The following is a 15,664-nucleotide window of genomic DNA, read 5'->3' as shown; positions in this document are numbered from 1 at the left end:
CTGGCGCATTTTCCCGGCGACGCCGCCCATTCCGGGATGGAGCAATCAGGAGATGCCAAAAATTCCACGGAGGCGCTCGACACATTCGACACCACCCTCAAAGAGCAGGTTGCTGGACTTTCGGGTATGACTGGAGCTGCACCGTCATCTAAGCGCCTCGCTCCAATTCGGTAGCCGAGGCCGGCCGTCTACTCCAGGTCCAGTGGACGGTCCCAGTACAGCTCGCCTGCGTAGTCCGTGTAGGTCGACGGCATGCCTGCTGCGTTGGTGTCTGGCACTGGGTTGCGATCGAAGGAGGCGCTCGACTCGACGAACTCAGGCTGACCGCGCGTCGCGGGTGAGGCGACGCTGCTCAGGACGACCTGCAGGATCTCCTGGTGGCCGATGTCGTAGGCGAAGGTCGTGGAGTCGGCGTAGAGCGTCTCGACCAGGCGTGCCTCGGTGAACGGTAAACGGTGTCGCCCGAGCACCTCGTCCTGCGTGTCCTGGAGGTAGCCCCGGACCAGGTCGCGGCTGAACGACGAGTCTTTCGCCCGTGCGATAACTTTGTCGATGAGTGTGGACACGTTGTAGTCGGCCATGTTGTTCCCGCGCGACTCGTCCTAGTTGTTTTTAAGATAACAAATTGACTTAGAACTGCGTAGATGTCGTGTACGATGCGGCCATGGGTTTCCGGAACATCATCAAGCCTCGCAGGGTGTCAGCACCTCCTGCAGCCGCGCCTTTACCGATAACCCTCAAGATCGAATATCCCGACGCGACAAAGTTGCCGAAAGACAGGTGGTCCTGGCTCAAGACAGGCGGGGCGCTCCTTCTGGGCGCCACCCTCTCTCTAGCCGGATCGATTGGTACTCAGTGGTACTCCGCAACAGAAGAGAGGAGCGCAAGTATCCGGGAGACCCGTTCGGTCGCCTACTCTGAGATGCTTTCTGCTTTGACGTCTCAGAGCAACACTCTTACTGAGGTCATGGCCAGGGCCTACGTCGATCAGGATTACACACTTGATGAAATGACCGCGTCGGGTGATCGTCTTCAGGAAGGCATAGATCGCATTACGGCGTCCTACGCCCAGATCCTCGTAATTGGTTCTGCGGAAGTTCAAACAAGCAGTGCGGACCTGCTCCAAGCCCAGCTTGAGATATCGTCGTCGGCTCAAAGCGCTCTACTCAACACAACATTGGCGACGCGCAAGATTTCCGTATTCGATGAAGACTATTTTAGCACCTATCAGGAAGCTCTCGGATGTAACTTCAGAACGAGCATTGGTCCATTTCTAATTGCCGCACGTGAAGAGCTTGGATCGGGAGAGGTTCAGGGCACCTACGTCGACTGCGAACCACTGAGCGACTACGAAGATGATTTCGAAGTAGAAGGAGCGGCCACATAGGGCCGCTCCAAGGCAATGCACGCCGTGCGCTATTTCTTCGCGGGTGTTTTCTTCGCAGTAGGATCGCTCTTTGTGGAGCTGCTGGTGCACCACCTAACGCGGCAGGATCAACCGGACCGCCACCGAGCATCTGGCCGGCCATCGCTGGATCCGGCGTGATGATGGCCTCGATGTCCTCCTTGTCCTCTTGAGCATCTTCGGGTACACCGCTTCTTGGCCTCAGCGAGGTTGTTCGTCGGGTCCTGGATCACGGCCTGGTACGTCTCGCGTGCCTCGCGGCGGCTCTCGGCCTGCTTGGACTCGGCGTCCACTTCGAGCGCGATGCGCGGCTTCCAGTCGCCCTGGATGGAGGCAGGGTCGAACACAGCGACGCCCTCCATCAGGTCGGGGTCGATGTTCGCGACGTCGAAGCCGTACTCCACGAGCACGTCGGCGCCGGTCTTCTTCGCCTCAGGGGCTGCCACGACGAGGGGCCGGTCCACGTAGAGCTGGATCATCTTGAGCAGGATCCAGTACTTCCAGTACAGCGCGTCGGCGGTGAAGATGCGGGCCTTGCTCTCGATGCGTGCGCCGGTCTGCTGGAGCGCGGAGCCGACCTCGAATTTGGTGCGGTCCTTCTCGCTGAGCGTGCCGTTGGCAGCCTCGGAGATGGCCGTCGCCTCGCGGATGCCGTTCTTGATCTCAACGCGGTTGTTGAACGAGTTGGCCGGGATGACCGGGCCAGGGATGTTGCCGAGCGAACCGAGCTTGAACGGGTAGACGGTGCCCGGGTCGTCGTTGATCAGGTCGATGAAGTCGATGTAGTCCTCGTCCAACTCACGCTGCATGGCGAGCTGCTTGATGATGGCGTCGCCCTCCATGTTGGTCATGTCGTTCAGGCGCTCGACCTCCTTGGCGATCGCGTTCAGCTCGCTGCACGCGTAGAACAAGCTCTTTTTGCGGTAGTTCCGGTAGAAGTAGAACGGCACGATGCGCTTCGCCTCGGACTTCGCTCGAGCCGTGGGTCTTGCATATACTAATGGTTATAGCACATTATCATACTTTGGTATAGATGAAGCGTGGCGATGGGTCTTGCGATGCACTCGCTCAGGAATGTACTTCAGGTTGCCGAGATGACGCACCCAATGCACACCATGGCTGTCAGCGAACTCTAGAAAGAATTCGGATAGTTCGTGCTCTTCTTTATAAATCAGTTGAACACTGCGAGACGAGTCCTTGAGAATAGGTCCGTCCTCACCACGCACGGTGTACGGATTCTGATGGCTGTCGCGTCGAGCGTGCACAGGGATAAAAGAGGTCTCAGAGATGTCTTCTGGTCCAGCGACGCTTGCCCAGATGATCGGTTCTGTCCCGGAGTTGTGGACGTTGACCGTCAGCCTCCACTCAAGGACTCCGATATTCGCCAGGTTCTTAGTGATGCTGATTTGAGTCCACGAAGCGAAGGCATCCGCAGGTCTTCTCCTCGACCTAGCCCGCTCATCAAACAAAGGTTTTTATACCGAGGCCGAATGCTGCAAGAGTACCGACACCGCTCACCCATTCAGCGACGCTTCCCCATTCAAGCAAGATTCTTTCCGATCTTTCGGTAGTCCACCGCTGGATTGGCTTGCATGTTCCTCGCGAACTCGATGATCATGCGTTGTTTGCGTGCACTGAGAAACTTCTGCGACCTCAAATCGCGCATCCATTGCTTTCCGGCGCCATCTACAAAGCTGACGACTAAATGCTCTCGGAGTATTGGTCCGGAAACGGTGAAACGCTTTACCCAGTTCTCACCAGGTTTGAAAGCAACACCCTTCTCGACAAGACTATCCTTGTCCAAAGATTCATCTCGAACAACTAGATTGATGAACTCTTGTGATTTTTGAGAGGTCATCACACTCACCAGATGCATCGGCACATCGTTCGTGTTAGTCATGCGAATAATCAGATGCCTTTCAACAATATCGAAGCCATTCCAATCATCAAGTGCCTCAGCGTAGGCGACGAAGCGACCAGCCTGGATGCGTGCCTGGCGCTGCCGATCTTGAAAGAGAATGACTAGACCAAGGACGAAGGCTAGAAGTGTGCCGACCCCGGACAAGAGATCAGCGAATTCCCCTGGTTCTAACGCGAACGACGACTTAACCCAGTCCCAAAACAACTCCATGCCCGGAGCCTAGCGTTGACATCCGACGACGTAATCCAGCAGCTCCTTGGCGTGGCAGCGCGTGCACCCTCGCACGACGAAGTGAGCCGTCCCGCGGAACCGATCGTTCTCGACCACGACGGTCTGCTTGAACGACGCCCATGTGTGAGCGCAGCCGGTCGCCTTGGTGCGTGAGTCCAACCGTGCCTGCGAGGCAGCCCTGACGCGAGCGTGCAGCTCAGCGCGGAGGGTGTCGAGGCCCCTGGGGCTCTGGCCTACCACCACGTGTTCTCCTTGAACACCGTTCCGTAGTTGTTGGTGCAGTGTTCGGTGCAGGACCAGTACGCGGCCGCAGCCACCCACGAGCCGTAGCGCTCACGCATGTAGCTGGTGAACCACTCGTCCTGACACGCGTAGTCGGACAGCGCGCACGGGAGCTTGCTGCACGGAAGGGCCTGGCCGATCCCGCACGCCCCAGACCTCGGGTTGATCGCGTCTGGACGGTTGCCGCTCTCGTGCTGGTAGACGAACGCCTTGGCCTCTGCTTCAGCGTCGATGGCCGGCGCTGCTGTTGAGACGGAGGCTGTGAGCTCTTCTGAGGCCTGCTGGTGCTCGATGAGTGCTTCGGGTGGTTCTGGTGCCATCTGGATGATGGGCGCGGTAGAGACGGCTTCTACTGGCGTTGCTCTAAAGACGCTGCAGCGACCGCTTGCTCGATCTGGCTCACGTTCTCTGAGCGAAGCGTCCAACCGGTGATGATGCCAGCGAGGGCGAAGGTCATGACGGCGACGATGAACCATGGGAGCGCGACGCTCAACTCGATGGTTCGAGGTTTCTTCGGTAGTGATGGTTCTTGTGTGTTGGTCGTACTCATTTTCAGTTTTCCTTGTTTAGTTGTGCTTCCTTGACTGTTACGAACGTGATCTTGTTGGGCGCTCGGTAATCTGTGATAGCTATTAGGTTAGTCATGTTGTCCTTTCGTGTTTATTGGGCTGTCCTTAGCCAAACACAAGCGTCACATAAAGTCAATACTATTTACGCACGATATGGCACATCGCTCCCAAGTACTCGAGGAAAATCCGGGAACAGCGCGTCGTGATGAGTCGCAATTTCCATCGCATGAAAAGTGTCTTCAGCCGCCCCTGGACCGGCGACGATTTCGCGAAGATCATACTGACCCTCACCATCCACTTTCCACGGAAGCTTCACGTAAGGCAACATGCCACGGCGGCCCGCTCGAACCTCGACTGAACCACCAGGGAATGGGCCTCCGACCAGGCGCCACTCGCGCTCCTCGCGAAACGCTTGATCTTTCACCGAAGGTGCTTCCGTGATGGCCCTCGGATAGATCGCTTGCCAGACTCGACCCTCTGGGATCTCGTACTCGAAGCCCCCCGCCCGAACCGCCCGAAGACCGTCATTTACAATCTCGGCTGCGAAATCTCGTGCGACTTCGTCGACGTAGGCGCACTCAACCAAGCGCCAGCCATTTATATCGGTCAACATCGACTTAGCAAATCCGAGCGCGTAACCCTGGCCAGTCCCACCGTACCCTCTCCACTGGCTCAGGGAATCGGGCTCTTGGGAGAAGGAGACGACAAAATAGTTGACCTCAAGCCAGGACTCGAAACCATCGATTGCGCGTTCTATGGACTCGACAATCTCGGAATTGATGGGGAGCTTGACCTGGACCCGAAGGGCTTGCGCGATCCTATCCGCAAACTGCTGCATCTCTCCCGTGTCGTTCATATGACGCACATGGGAAGCCCAGAACTCCTTGTTGCGGATCATGCTCACTGCGGCCGTGGCATCGGTGTAGTGCCAGAGCACGTCAGTGGGCACTGGACCGCTTCGTGGCCGGAGGTTCTTCATGCCACGAACGTACCGGTCAGATCCGCCGTACCGCGTTGGCCCACACCCAGGCGTCGAGCTTCGTGCCGTCCGACATGCTCCACTCAACGTGCACTGCGCGGTCGGTCCACTCCACCGCGAACGCATCGGTGACGACGGGTCGCTCCTGGAAGCGCACCCAGGCCCGCACTGGCACAGCCGGCCCTCGTCGGATGGGATGGTTCGCCTCATCGAGCTCGGCGGGCGTGAGGGACACGGGCTCCGGCCTGACCGCTGCCTCCGACACGCGCTGCTGCGTCAGCCGGTCGTAGTGGTCTTCGTAGCGTCGGTTCGATCCCATGGCGTCAGACCGTAGTAGAACGTATGTACGAACGCGAGCCCGTGCGGCGTGTCCTACGGTGAGGGTCATGACGAACGAGGACAGGGTCTCCAGACCATGGAACTGGCCACGCGAGTGGTGGTACGACGAGAAGTTCTGGCGCGAAGTAACAACCCGCACGATCGCTGGTGTCCTTGCCGCGCTGATCGTCCTACTGCTGAGCTACTTAACGGCGCTGATTTTGGGCATCTTCAAACTACCGTCAGCGCGACAGATCATTAGCGTAGTACTTCTCGTAGCCGCAGTCCCTCTCGTTCTAATGGGACTTGTGCGCATCGTGCTGGTGTTTGCCAGAGGCGTCGGTAACGTAACCTGGAAGTATATTTTCACGACACTTTCGATGTCTGCACTGGGCTCACTTCTTGCGGCCATATCCACGTACATCGCAAGGATTTAACGCAAACGCAAACAGACCCCCCGTCGAGCGCGTAACAGGCTCGGGGAGTTAGTATTGAAGCATTCCCTGAGTGGGTTGCAGTCGGTTGGTTCTTCAGGGTTAGGGTGAATAGTAACTCCCTCATGACCAGTTGAGCACGTGTTGCGCACGTTCTGAGCATGTTCTGAACCAGGTTGTGAAGGTACGCGGGTTGTTTCTCTTTGATCCCATCAGTACAGAGCAGGCTTTACGATAGCCGAAAACGTTGAGCTGTTTTACCGTGCCATTTAACGTCTGCACGGAAGCCAACAGTCAGGGACTCCCGAGACTACAAAAGAACCGCCCTTGGTAGGACGGTTAGCTGTTCGTTCACGTATCATTATGAAGCAACGTGAATGAAATGCAACCCCCTACGGGCTTATCTCAGGACGGGGTCGGCCAAGCGACGGTAGCGACACCCCAGAACCGCACATTGTCAATTAGTTGAAAAGTTGGACTGCGGCCCGCGTTCGTGGCCTTGTATGCATCGCACACCACGGTCGGACGGGTCTGTCAAAGACGACAGCGCCGACCACTTTTCCACAGGTCGCGGCTCGAACTGAGCGAGCGGGACTAACAACTAACCGTTAGTGCTATACACCCGCCGTTCGCTTCGGATCGCGACTAGTCGACGATCGGCGGCTCATTCTGCCAGTGATAGTCGCGCAGCCCGACCTCGCCTCGTGCCCACTCCTCCAGAAAGAAGACAAGCCTTGGCGCGACGAAACTGTATTGCGGACTGTCCAGCAGATGAACGATGTCGTCGGTGAACTTCCCTGCAAAGCCTCGGGCGCCTGGTTCTTTCTGAAGCCGGAAGAGAGACGCCGTCGTCATGGCTCGCAATCGGTAGATCTCCTTCCGACCCTTGACTGCCGTCAGTTGCAGGCCAACCGAGGTCGCGTCTGCGATGAGGTCATACGCACGGATGAGGAGGTCGCGGCGAGCCTCCTCAGCTACATCAGATACCCGCGCCTGCTCAGCAGCAGCCGCCTCCTCCGCGCGCTTTTCGAAGTCTGCACGCTGGATCCAGAGCGCCACGAGCACGGACAGGATGATGCTCACGAACGAGGCGATCAGTTCTAGCCAACTCGTGCGGTTGAGGACGTCCTGCCACCAAGGGGCCGCTGACCAGAAATCTGTCCACCAGTTCACGGTCAAACACTAGGGCTGACCACCCACCAACGAACACCGAAGGAGGTGATATGAACCAGACCAACCACATGACGACCGGAACGCAGCGATGACGCGCTTCCTCCACCGACTGCTCCACAACTTCGGCCAGTGCCCGCGTCAACAGGCCGGATGGCCGTGCAGAGGAGGCAACCGCTGCGGGTGGGACGCGTGAGCGAGCGACAGCCGCCCATCGACGTCCCGAGTAACGCCGAGCTGCTGGAGTCGATCCTTCACGTCGAGGGCTCGTTCGGAGCCAGCTACAACCGCTTCCACAGCTACAGTCTCCGGAACATCGGCTTCCTCGCACTGCAAGGATGCCCGCCTCAACCGGTCGCGACCTTCAAGCGCTGGCAGGAGCTCGGCTACCACGTTAAGAAGGGAGAGAAGGCGTACTCGATCCTCCGACCCATCACCGTCAAGTTGAAGCGGGACGAGGGCGAAGCTGGACCGGCGCCCGACACGGAGCCGGAGCAGCCGAAGATGATGCGTCGCTTCAAGGTAGTGCGGGCGCTGTTCCACTACGCGCAGGTGGCCTGCGAGGCTGGTCTACCGCCGTACGTTCCGCCGAACTGGGACGAGGACCGTGCGCTCGAGACACTCGACATCACCGAAGAGCCGTTCGCGCACTACAACGGCAACATCATGGGCTACTCCTACGACCGGACCATCGCCGTCTCCCCTGTTGCGCCGTACCCGTTCAAGACGAAGATCCACGAGCTAGGCCACGTTGAGCTTGGGCACACCGGGGACGCTCCCGATGAGGAAGAAGAGCCGGGATCCATGCATCAGGGCATCGGTGAGTTTCAAGCGGAGTCGACCGCGTACCTGACGCTGCACCAGCTAGGTGCCGAAGACCAGATGGATGCAAGCGAGAGCCGTGCCTATGTGCAGCACTGGCTACGCGGAGGTGAGCCGAACGAGCTAGACGTCCGTCAAGTGTTCAGGGCCACGGACCGGATCGTCAAAGCAGGGCAACCTGAAGCAGAGGCCAAGGCGTGAGTGATTTCCCCCATGGGCATCCACAACATTCAGGGTGGTTCTGCTCAGACCCAATCTGTATCCGGGCGCAGGAACGAAAAGAAAAAGAGGTGAACGAACTTATGCGAGACTCGCGAGTGATTGAGTCGGAGTCAGGCATGATCATCACCAATATGAAGCCTTCATGGGTGGAGCAGAAGGACGGAGGTCTTATCTCCATTGCACGTGCGGCTGAGATGAATCGTGCGCAACGCCGGAAGCTTGGCATCCGATTGTGAACTATTGACCAAACCATTAGAAATGCGAATATCAGGGTGTCCTTGAAGACAGAAGACGGTGAGCGTCAATACCGTGGCAGACGTACCGTGTGCGCAACGTATCAAGCACAGCCGCCTCGCACCTTTCACAACCGGATCAACGACAGACATGCACGCAAGAAGCGTGAGAGAAGTACGCTAGGTCAAAGTTTAGGCCGATGACGGCGGAGTACCGAGAGGACCCGCACGGGCGATCCTTCGTCCGATAACCGTCCCCACTGTGAGGTGCAAGTCCTCACCTCGCGATGCAGTCGTTGAGCCGTCTGGCTCGTTCACCGTCGCCGCCCATGTTGCGAGGCGGGGACAGGACGGACCAGACGGGCGCGCGATTTCAGGCGTCCCCCTGATCGTGCGCTTCAGCCAGTGGTCGACCAGGCAACTACCCTCCGCCTCGTCGACCTCCTAGTTCCGCGCATACCTCGCAGGTGCGTGGAACTAGGAGGACACAGCAATACCAACCCACTCCCCCATCATCAGAGCCGGCCGCCGTGCGTAGCGCGATGCTGCCCAACAGCGAGTCCGTGATCCAGCAGCGCGTCTGCCTGTACCTGGCGACGCACTACCCCGATGTGATCTTCCGCTCAGACTTCGCGTCGGGGCTGAAGTTGTCGATCGCGCAGGCGTCGCTCCACAAGCGACTCCAGTCGAGCAGGGCGTGGCCAGATCTCCACATCGTCGAGCCACGCGGTGAACACGCCGGACTCTTCATCGAGCTGAAGCGCAAGGGTGTCGTCGTGTTCAAGCAGGACGGAACGCTGCGGGCTGACGAGCACCTCCAAGAGCAGGCGGCGATGCTCGCTTCACTACGCGAGCGCGGGTACCGAGCTGAGTTCGCGATCGGCTACGACGCAGCCGTGGCGCTGATCGAGTCGTACCTCTTTTAACGCGGGTCGAACTGCACGCCCAACCGGACGTGCTGACCACCCACGATCACTAGGAGACCTCGTGACCAAGGCCATCGTCTTGCCCGCAACAGACGCCCCGTACCTCGTCGACGTCAACAGCGCAGCTGACATCCACGCACTCGTCGAAGGCTGGTTCGAGATCCTCGATCTCGCCACCCCGGACGCGACGCTCTGGATCAACGACGAAGCGGCGATCGACGGCAAGCAGTGGAACAAGCACGCGATGTGGCTGCTCGTCGTTCACTCCGTACACCCGACTACGAACCCGTTCCTTCGCGGAACCATGGTGCTCACCGGACCGATGCGCACCAACGAGGACGGACTGTCAGATGTGGACGACCACTACGTCGATCCGATGTTCCCGTCAAAACGGCTGACCGTGCTCGTGCAGCGCGCGAACAGCGACGAGTGGATCGACATGCGCATGCCCTTCGACACGTGGCGTTCTGCATACAACGCTGCGCTGAATCTGCAAGGCGCTCATGAAGACATCACGAAATTTAAAGTTGTACCAAAATGATCGTGGGGAACCCCGTGCCGTAATCAGCCATGGGTTTTCCTAACTGATGAACTTATTCACCGTATATATGATGATCAACATTAACGATGAAGACTGATGATCAAAATTACGACGAATATTGATCCACTGACGAAGCACGGGGCATGGCCTCTCTAAGTGCCAGGCTGAGAGTTAAGGCTCTTTGCCCTAGGCCTTCCATAAGCGGGGCATAGGTGCTAGAGTCCTACTTGCCACTTCGAACAGAAGGGCCGGCCATCCTTTCGGACGACCGGCCCCTTTTTGTGACCGCAAGTTCCCGCTTGCGACCCATATTGCAATATCTACGCAAAACCCTTTGGAGGAGCTTCACATGCTGAAGTTTACACGAAAAATTAAAACCTCGCAGAACGAGTCTACAACGACGAAGTTTTCGATGACAGCATCGTTCGTTGGTCCGGTGCTGGCTGGTTTGGGCGCGATCATCGCGATCCTGCTACAAAACTGGCCACTGTAAATGAAGGGGCCCCTACCATCCACGAGCCTTCGGGTCGCTCAAGTGGATGGTAGGGGCGTCGGTGGACCGTTCAGGAGCCGGGCTTGTAGCCCTTGCGACGACCCTTGAGGCCGTCAGCGTTCTCCAGGACGGCGCTGATGTTCGGCGCGAGCTTGTTGAACTCGGCCACGGTGACGACCATCTCGGTCGTCTCGCCGTTGCGGATCTCCAGCGCCACCAGGTTGCTGGCGGGCTTCAGATCCTTGACCTCGGACGGAAGCGCGTCGAACTGCTTCGGCTCGTCGAGGTCGGGGTGGCTGCGGACGACGATCGTTACGATCTCGTCCTCGGTCGCTTCGGCCCCGGTGAGGTCCGAGACCCTGATCTGGCGGAACCCCATGGGGATCACACTCCTTGTTGTCGTTGACCGTCACGGGATGTGTCGGTCTGCCACTAGTAAGAAGCATGCGCGCTAGATCGTAAACCGTAGAAATTACAACAGACTTAAGGACCCCTGTTTGAGACAATAGATGTACACATGCAAGATACGTTCGACCTCACCAATTACGTCAACGAATCCACTCAAGCGAGCGGCGTTCCGTTAGTGGTTGAGGATCAAGCCGTTATCACTTCGGTTGCAGCAATGGTGTCGGTACGAGACCACGAAGAACTCCCTGTGGCCGCTCGCTAGCTCGCTCGTCGACTGCGGCGTTCCTTCTTGCCCTTACGCCACCGCTTCTCGACCGCTGCATCAGCGCGCTCGCCGCTGCGCCCAAACACACGGAAACCGCGGTGCTCTTGGTCGGTCCACCAATCGGTGTTTCGTTTTATGTCGCGGAGGGCTTCGGCGATGTCGTGCACGCCACGTCTAGCGATCGCGCTCTGGTGCATGTAGACGTCCCAGTCGAGCACGACGTCCGTCTTGAGCTTGTCGCCTCCGATGCCTTCGTACGAAACCCGACCGTCGTGGCGCCGCGGCAAGTTGAAGTGAAGACGGTCGCGTGAGACGTCCCAGAACGTACGGAACTCCTGACCAGGAGCAAGCACTGGGATGAGCTGCGGGAACATCAAGGTCTCGGGATCACCGTGGTTACTAGACTGCAGATCCGTGTCCGTCTTGAAGCGGACGTTGCGCGCGAGCGTCTGCCCGTAGTTGCGAATGACCAGATCCATGAAGCCCGGAGTGCCGGGTACGGCCTCCATCGACACGACAACGTAGGGCTGAGACCGCTCGCGATCGAGCTTGGCTGCGGCGCTGAGCTGACGGATTCCGACCCACAGCGCAGCGACCAGCGCGAGGAAGGCCACAACGGCGGTTCCGAAGGTCGACCATGCGGACAGGATTTCTTCGAACGTCGGCTCTACGGCGGTCTGCATGTGTCTGATCCTTCCATCGACCTCCGACAGCACGTGGTGTACTTTGCAACTTCACGCCTCGTCCAGGAAGAGGACGCCGCGGGTCGCGCGTGCGACGGCTCCCGGTCGGATCCTCCCACTGCCCCCACCGACGATCGCGGCGGCGGAGGCGGAGTGGTGCGGGCTCTCGAACGGCGGACGCCTCACCAGTGTCCCGCCGGTGTGCTCCCCGACGAGGGAGCGCATGCAGGTCGCCTCGAGCGCCGCTTCGTCGTCGAGATCCGGCAGGATCCCGGGCAGGCGTGACGCGAGCATCGTCTTCCCGGCTCCGGGCGGCCCGAGCAGGAACACGTGGTGCCCGCCCGCCGCCGCGGCGACCATCGCGGACGCCGCCTCCTCGTTGCCGATCACGTCCGCGAAATCGAGGCGCGACTCCGGCTCACGAACGGCAGGAGGCGCAGCAGTGCGCTCCGGCAGGACCGGCACGTCCCACTCCGCCCCGTGCCAGACCGCGGCCGCCGCCAGGGACGACACCGGGATGACGTCCACCCCGTCCACCAGCTCCGCCTCGAGACGGTCGTCCTCGGGCACCATCACCCTGTATCGGCCCGCCCGCGCGGCGGCGAGCACCGCGGGCAGCACGCCCGGCACCGATTGCAGTCGCCCGTCGAGCCCGAGCTCGCCGATGTGCACGACCGCCGCGACCGACTCGCGGTTCACCTCCCCCAGCGCCGCCAGCGCCGCGAGCCCGATCGCGAAATCGAACGCGGACCCGTGCTTGGGCATCGCCGCCGGCGACAGGTTCACCGTCATCTTGTACTCCGCGATCCCACTCCCCGAGTTGATCGCCGCGGACCGCACCCGCTCCTTCGCCTGCGACAGCGCCGCATCCGGCAACCCGATGATCACCATCCCCGGAGTGCCGTCCGCCGAGTGCGCCTCCACCCCCACCACCGCACCGGTGAAGCCGACCAGACCGACCGCGGACGTCCGCCCCAGCCCCATCACGCCACCGCCCGCACGTGCCGCACCTGCGACGGCACACCCTCCGGCGCGACGATCCCGACCGCGTCGATCCGCAGATGCCGCGACCGCTCGTCGTGCGCCCGCGCCCACGCATACGCCAACCGGCGCAGCCGCTGCGCCTTCACCCGCGTGATCGCCTCGATCGGCAACCCGAACCGCGTCGAGGACCGCGTCTTCACCTCCACCACCACCAACGCCGCACCCTCCCGCGCCACGATGTCCAACTCCCCCTCGCGCACCCGCCAGTTGCGGTCGAGGATCTCGAAACCGCGCTCCCTCAGGTGCGCCGCAGCGATGTCCTCGCCACGACGGCCCAACTCGTCCTTGTCGATGCAGAACCTCCCGGGGGAAGGGTCGCTGAGGGAGAGGCGGCACGGGGCGGGCGGCGGTAGAACTGGGGAGGGAGCGGGAAATCAGGAGATGTGGAGGGCGGGCCCGGCGGCGTCGATCGGCGCGGGATCGTCCGTCGACAGTGGGTCTCGATACGCCGCCTGCGGCGGCTACTCGACCAGCATGAAGGCCGGGCGGTGCGTGATGCATGCCGGAATCGTGAGACCAGCCGCTGCCGGCCCCTTGTGAGGGTGGGTCTCGTCACGCCGCCTTCGGCGGCTACTCGACCAGCATGGGTGGTGCCGGCGGCGTCGCGAAGGAAGAGCCGTCAGCGACGTCCGTCTGCGAAGTTTCGATGATCGCCGCCGCTACTCGATCAGCGGAGGGAAGGGTGCGCGGCAAGCGCTCCCCAGCCGGAGAACGGTGCGCTGCAAGCGCTCCTCGGCAGGGGGAAGTATGCGCTGGAAGCGCTCCTCAGCGCCGCGAGCACGAGCCGGAGGCCCTACTCGTCGAGGGCGAGCTCCTTCGGGAGCTCGAACTCCTTGCGGGAGAGCTCCTCGACGTTGACGTCCTTGAAGGTGAGGACGCGGACGGACTTCACGAAGCGGTCGGAGCGGTAGACGTCCCAGACCCAGACGTCGCGCATGGTCAGCTCGAAGTAGAAGTCGTGCTCGGTGTCGCGGCGGACCAGCTCCACCTCGTTGGCGAGGTAGAAGCGCCGCTCGGTCTCGACGACGTACGAGAACTGCGAGACGACGTCGCGGTACTCCCGGTACAGTGCCAGCTCGACCTCGCGGTCGTAGTCCTCGAACTCGTCGTCATCCATCGTTCGCCAATTCTACGCGACACGACCCCGCGTCGGGACCGCCCTGGGCAGAGACGGCGTCCGCCTCCGCCTCGCGCGAGCGCGACAGCCAGGTCACCCGGTGCAGCGGCGACGGCCCGACACGGTCGAGGCCCGCCCAGTGCGCCGCGCTGCCGTAGCCCTTGTTGCTGTCCCAGGCGTAGTCGGCGAAGTCGTCGTGATGGCGCACCATCTGGCCGTCGCGGCCGACCTTCGCCAGCACGGACGCGGCCGAGACGGAGGCGCAGTCGCGGTCGGCCTTGATCCGGGTGACGATGGTCAGCTCCGCCGCCCACGGGCCGAGCGCGGGGGTCAACCAGTCGTGCTTGCCGTCCAGCAGGACGACGGCACGCGACAGCTCGACGCCCTGGTCGACGAGGCGCTCGATGCCGCGCGCGGCGGCGCTGCCGAGGCCGGCGATGATCCCGGTGTCGTCGATCTCGTCGGCGGAGGACTCGCCGATCGCCCAGCCGGACGCCCACTTCACGACGCCGGGCAGCAGCCCCTCACGACGCGCAGGGGCGAGCATCTTCGAGTCGCGCAGGCCCTCCGGGAAGCGGCCGCAGCGCGAGCCGATCGCGACGACGCCGACCGAAACGGGTCCGGCGATCGCGCCGCGGCCGACCTCGTCGCAGCCGATGACGCTCTCGTAGCCCTGACGGAACAGCCGGCGCTCCTCGCGGAGGTCCGGATCGGCGACGGCCACCTAGCGACCGCCCGCGCTGGCCCGGTCGTCCTCCGACTGCTCCTCGGACGCCTCGGTGTCGACGCCGCGGAACACCGACGGGTAGTCGTCCAGCCAGGCCCACTGCTGCACCGGCCAGGTGACCAGGATCGCGCGGCCGACGACGTTGTCGATCGGCACGAAGCCGTTGCCGGGCTTGTCGGTGTTGTAGCGGGAGTCGGCGGAGTTGTAGCGGTTGTCGCCCATCACCCAGAGCGAGCCCTCGGGCACGACCACGTCGAACGGGGTGGCCGAGACCGCCTGGACGCCCTCGGGGAGCTTCACGTAGGGCTCCGAGATCGGGTTGCCGTTGATCTCGACCTGGCCGAGCGGGGTGCAGCAGGTGACGTGGTCGCCCGGCAGGCCGATGACCCTCTTGATCAGGTGGTCGTTGCTGTCGGGCGCGGTGAGGCCGACGAGCGCGAGGGCCGAGTCGATGGCGGCCTGGAACGCGGGGACCTCGGGCTCGGTGGTCGGCGAGAGCCAGCCGCCCGGATCGCGGAAGACGACCACGTCGCCGCGGGAGATCGGGACGACGCCGGGGACCAGCTCGTTCACGAGGATGCGGTCGTTCTCGACCAGCGTCTGCTCCATCGAGGAGGACGGGATGTAGAACGAGCGGATGAGGAACGTCTTGACCAGGAACGACACCAGTACGGCGACCACGACGATGATCAGCACGTCGCGGAGGAAGAGAAGCACGCCGCGGCGACGACGGCGGGGACGGTCGTCACCGTCGGAATCGGCGGAGTGACGGCCGCCCTCGTGCGGGAGGGTCACGGGGGCCGTGCTGTCTGTCATCGCGTGCCGTGGCCCCTACTGTGGTCGACCCGCGCGGTGCAGCGCCGATCTGTGGATC

20 protein-coding genes are annotated in these 15,664 nt (G+C 61.5%); 5 read left to right on the top strand and 15 right to left on the bottom strand.

The genetic code is table 11. The features are described 5' to 3' along the window. Positions 1-188 precede the first annotated feature (188 nt). Complete coding sequence (locus GTU73_RS09495) at positions 189-581, bottom strand: hypothetical protein (protein ID WP_160088919.1); 393 nt, start codon at positions 579-581, stop codon at positions 189-191. Positions 582-664: 83 nt separating this feature from the next. Here GTU73_RS09495 and GTU73_RS09490 point away from each other — a divergent pair, with 83 nt between their 5' ends. Then, positions 665-1,387: a hypothetical protein gene (locus GTU73_RS09490; RefSeq protein WP_160088917.1), complete on the top strand. Its 723-nt coding sequence runs from the start codon at positions 665-667 to the stop codon at positions 1,385-1,387. Between the two features lie 107 nt (positions 1,388-1,494). Here GTU73_RS09490 and GTU73_RS09485 read toward each other — a convergent pair whose 3' ends face one another. The 6 genes from GTU73_RS09485 to GTU73_RS09460 all read right to left on the bottom strand — a co-directional run bounded on the left by GTU73_RS09485 (position 1,495) and on the right by GTU73_RS09460 (position 5,706). Next, positions 1,495-2,355: a hypothetical protein gene (locus GTU73_RS09485; RefSeq protein WP_160088915.1), complete on the bottom strand. Its 861-nt coding sequence runs from the start codon at positions 2,353-2,355 to the stop codon at positions 1,495-1,497. A gap of 590 nt (positions 2,356-2,945) precedes the next feature. Next, the gene (locus GTU73_RS09480) at positions 2,946-3,536 is read right to left on the bottom strand and encodes a hypothetical protein (RefSeq protein WP_160088913.1); all 591 of its coding nucleotides are present in this window, start codon (positions 3,534-3,536) and stop codon (positions 2,946-2,948) included. 254 nt (positions 3,537-3,790) lie between these two features. Next, positions 3,791-4,159 (bottom strand): hypothetical protein, encoded by a 369-nt coding sequence (locus GTU73_RS09475; protein WP_160088911.1) that lies wholly within the window; start codon positions 4,157-4,159, stop codon positions 3,791-3,793. Positions 4,160-4,188: 29 nt separating this feature from the next. Next, complete coding sequence (locus GTU73_RS09470) at positions 4,189-4,389, bottom strand: hypothetical protein (RefSeq protein ID WP_160088909.1); 201 nt, start codon at positions 4,387-4,389, stop codon at positions 4,189-4,191. A 161-nt stretch (positions 4,390-4,550) separates the two neighbouring features. Next, complete coding sequence (locus GTU73_RS09465) at positions 4,551-5,345, bottom strand: DUF2971 domain-containing protein (RefSeq protein WP_160088907.1); 795 nt, start codon at positions 5,343-5,345, stop codon at positions 4,551-4,553. Positions 5,346-5,403: 58 nt separating this feature from the next. After that, the gene (locus GTU73_RS09460) at positions 5,404-5,706 is read right to left on the bottom strand and encodes a hypothetical protein (protein ID WP_244231834.1); all 303 of its coding nucleotides are present in this window, start codon (positions 5,704-5,706) and stop codon (positions 5,404-5,406) included. A 67-nt stretch (positions 5,707-5,773) separates the two neighbouring features. On the opposite strand from GTU73_RS09460, the gene GTU73_RS09455 reads away from it, so the two are divergent. After that, on the top strand, positions 5,774-6,142 hold the full coding sequence (locus GTU73_RS09455) for a hypothetical protein (RefSeq protein ID WP_160088905.1): 369 nt from the start codon (positions 5,774-5,776) through the stop codon (positions 6,140-6,142). A 642-nt stretch (positions 6,143-6,784) separates the two neighbouring features. Here the strand turns inward: GTU73_RS09455 and GTU73_RS09450 are convergent. Then, positions 6,785-7,312 carry a hypothetical protein gene (locus GTU73_RS09450; RefSeq protein ID WP_160088904.1) on the bottom strand — a complete coding sequence of 176 codons (528 nt, stop codon included), beginning with the start codon at positions 7,310-7,312 and terminating at the stop codon, positions 6,785-6,787. Positions 7,313-7,501: 189 nt separating this feature from the next. Between GTU73_RS09450 and GTU73_RS09445 the strand changes: the two genes are divergently transcribed. The 3 genes from GTU73_RS09445 (at position 7,502) to GTU73_RS09435 (ending at position 10,053) form a co-directional block, all read left to right on the top strand. Beyond that, positions 7,502-8,332, top strand: a complete 831-nt coding sequence (locus tag GTU73_RS09445) for an ArdC-like ssDNA-binding domain-containing protein (RefSeq protein WP_160088903.1) — start codon at positions 7,502-7,504, stop codon at positions 8,330-8,332. A gap of 796 nt (positions 8,333-9,128) precedes the next feature. Further along, positions 9,129-9,512, top strand: a complete 384-nt coding sequence (locus GTU73_RS09440) for a hypothetical protein (protein ID WP_160088902.1) — start codon at positions 9,129-9,131, stop codon at positions 9,510-9,512. 61 nt (positions 9,513-9,573) lie between these two features. Next, positions 9,574-10,053, top strand: a complete 480-nt coding sequence (locus tag GTU73_RS09435) for a DUF3846 domain-containing protein (protein ID WP_160088901.1) — start codon at positions 9,574-9,576, stop codon at positions 10,051-10,053. Positions 10,054-10,616: 563 nt separating this feature from the next. Here the strand turns inward: GTU73_RS09435 and GTU73_RS09430 are convergent. The 7 genes from GTU73_RS09430 to lepB form a co-directional block, all read right to left on the bottom strand. Then, complete coding sequence (locus GTU73_RS09430) at positions 10,617-10,925, bottom strand: hypothetical protein (RefSeq protein WP_160088900.1); 309 nt, start codon at positions 10,923-10,925, stop codon at positions 10,617-10,619. Positions 10,926-11,212: 287 nt separating this feature from the next. Beyond that, the gene (locus GTU73_RS09425) at positions 11,213-11,902 is read right to left on the bottom strand and encodes a hypothetical protein (RefSeq protein WP_160088899.1); all 690 of its coding nucleotides are present in this window, start codon (positions 11,900-11,902) and stop codon (positions 11,213-11,215) included. A gap of 51 nt (positions 11,903-11,953) precedes the next feature. Then, positions 11,954-12,886 carry an ATP-binding protein gene (locus GTU73_RS09420; protein ID WP_160088898.1) on the bottom strand — a complete coding sequence of 311 codons (933 nt, stop codon included), beginning with the start codon at positions 12,884-12,886 and terminating at the stop codon, positions 11,954-11,956. Continuing rightward, positions 12,886-13,224 (bottom strand): YraN family protein, encoded by a 339-nt coding sequence (locus GTU73_RS09415; protein WP_244231833.1) that lies wholly within the window; start codon positions 13,222-13,224, stop codon positions 12,886-12,888. The genes GTU73_RS09420 and GTU73_RS09415 overlap by 1 nt, the downstream gene beginning before the upstream one ends. 515 nt (positions 13,225-13,739) lie before the next feature. Further along, positions 13,740-14,063: a DUF2469 family protein gene (locus GTU73_RS09410; protein WP_160088897.1), complete on the bottom strand. Its 324-nt coding sequence runs from the start codon at positions 14,061-14,063 to the stop codon at positions 13,740-13,742. Further along, the gene (locus tag GTU73_RS09405) at positions 14,056-14,787 is read right to left on the bottom strand and encodes a ribonuclease HII (protein ID WP_160088896.1); all 732 of its coding nucleotides are present in this window, start codon (positions 14,785-14,787) and stop codon (positions 14,056-14,058) included. The genes GTU73_RS09410 and GTU73_RS09405 overlap by 8 nt, the downstream gene beginning before the upstream one ends. After that, on the bottom strand, positions 14,788-15,606 hold the full coding sequence (gene lepB, locus GTU73_RS09400; protein ID WP_160088895.1) for a signal peptidase I: 819 nt from the start codon (positions 15,604-15,606) through the stop codon (positions 14,788-14,790). Positions 15,607-15,664 lie beyond the last annotated feature (58 nt).

The organism is Rathayibacter sp. VKM Ac-2804 (assembly GCF_009866655.1).
GTDB lineage: Bacteria > Actinomycetota > Actinomycetes > Actinomycetales > Microbacteriaceae > Rathayibacter.
This window is presented reverse-complemented; position numbering and strand designations above follow the sequence as displayed.

Coding starts and splice junctions, on each gene's coding strand:
- GTU73_RS09425 (WP_160088899.1), bottom strand. CDS start 11,902: ATGCAGACCGCCGTAGAGCCGACGTTCGAAGAAATCCTGTCCGCATGG.
- GTU73_RS09410 (WP_160088897.1), bottom strand. CDS start 14,063: ATGGATGACGACGAGTTCGAGGACTACGACCGCGAGGTCGAGCTGGCA.
- GTU73_RS09430 (WP_160088900.1), bottom strand. CDS start 10,925: ATGGGGTTCCGCCAGATCAGGGTCTCGGACCTCACCGGGGCCGAAGCG.
- GTU73_RS09490 (WP_160088917.1), top strand. CDS start 665: ATGGGTTTCCGGAACATCATCAAGCCTCGCAGGGTGTCAGCACCTCCT.
- GTU73_RS09460 (WP_244231834.1), bottom strand. CDS start 5,706: ATGGGATCGAACCGACGCTACGAAGACCACTACGACCGGCTGACGCAG.
- GTU73_RS09495 (WP_160088919.1), bottom strand. CDS start 581: ATGGCCGACTACAACGTGTCCACACTCATCGACAAAGTTATCGCACGG.
- GTU73_RS09475 (WP_160088911.1), bottom strand. CDS start 4,159: ATGGCACCAGAACCACCCGAAGCACTCATCGAGCACCAGCAGGCCTCA.
- lepB (WP_160088895.1), bottom strand. CDS start 15,606: ATGACAGACAGCACGGCCCCCGTGACCCTCCCGCACGAGGGCGGCCGT.
- GTU73_RS09480 (WP_160088913.1), bottom strand. CDS start 3,536: ATGGAGTTGTTTTGGGACTGGGTTAAGTCGTCGTTCGCGTTAGAACCA.
- GTU73_RS09440 (WP_160088902.1), top strand. CDS start 9,129: ATGCTGCCCAACAGCGAGTCCGTGATCCAGCAGCGCGTCTGCCTGTAC.
- GTU73_RS09470 (WP_160088909.1), bottom strand. CDS start 4,389: ATGAGTACGACCAACACACAAGAACCATCACTACCGAAGAAACCTCGA.
- GTU73_RS09455 (WP_160088905.1), top strand. CDS start 5,774: ATGACGAACGAGGACAGGGTCTCCAGACCATGGAACTGGCCACGCGAG.
- GTU73_RS09420 (WP_160088898.1), bottom strand. CDS start 12,886: ATGGGGCTGGGGCGGACGTCCGCGGTCGGTCTGGTCGGCTTCACCGGT.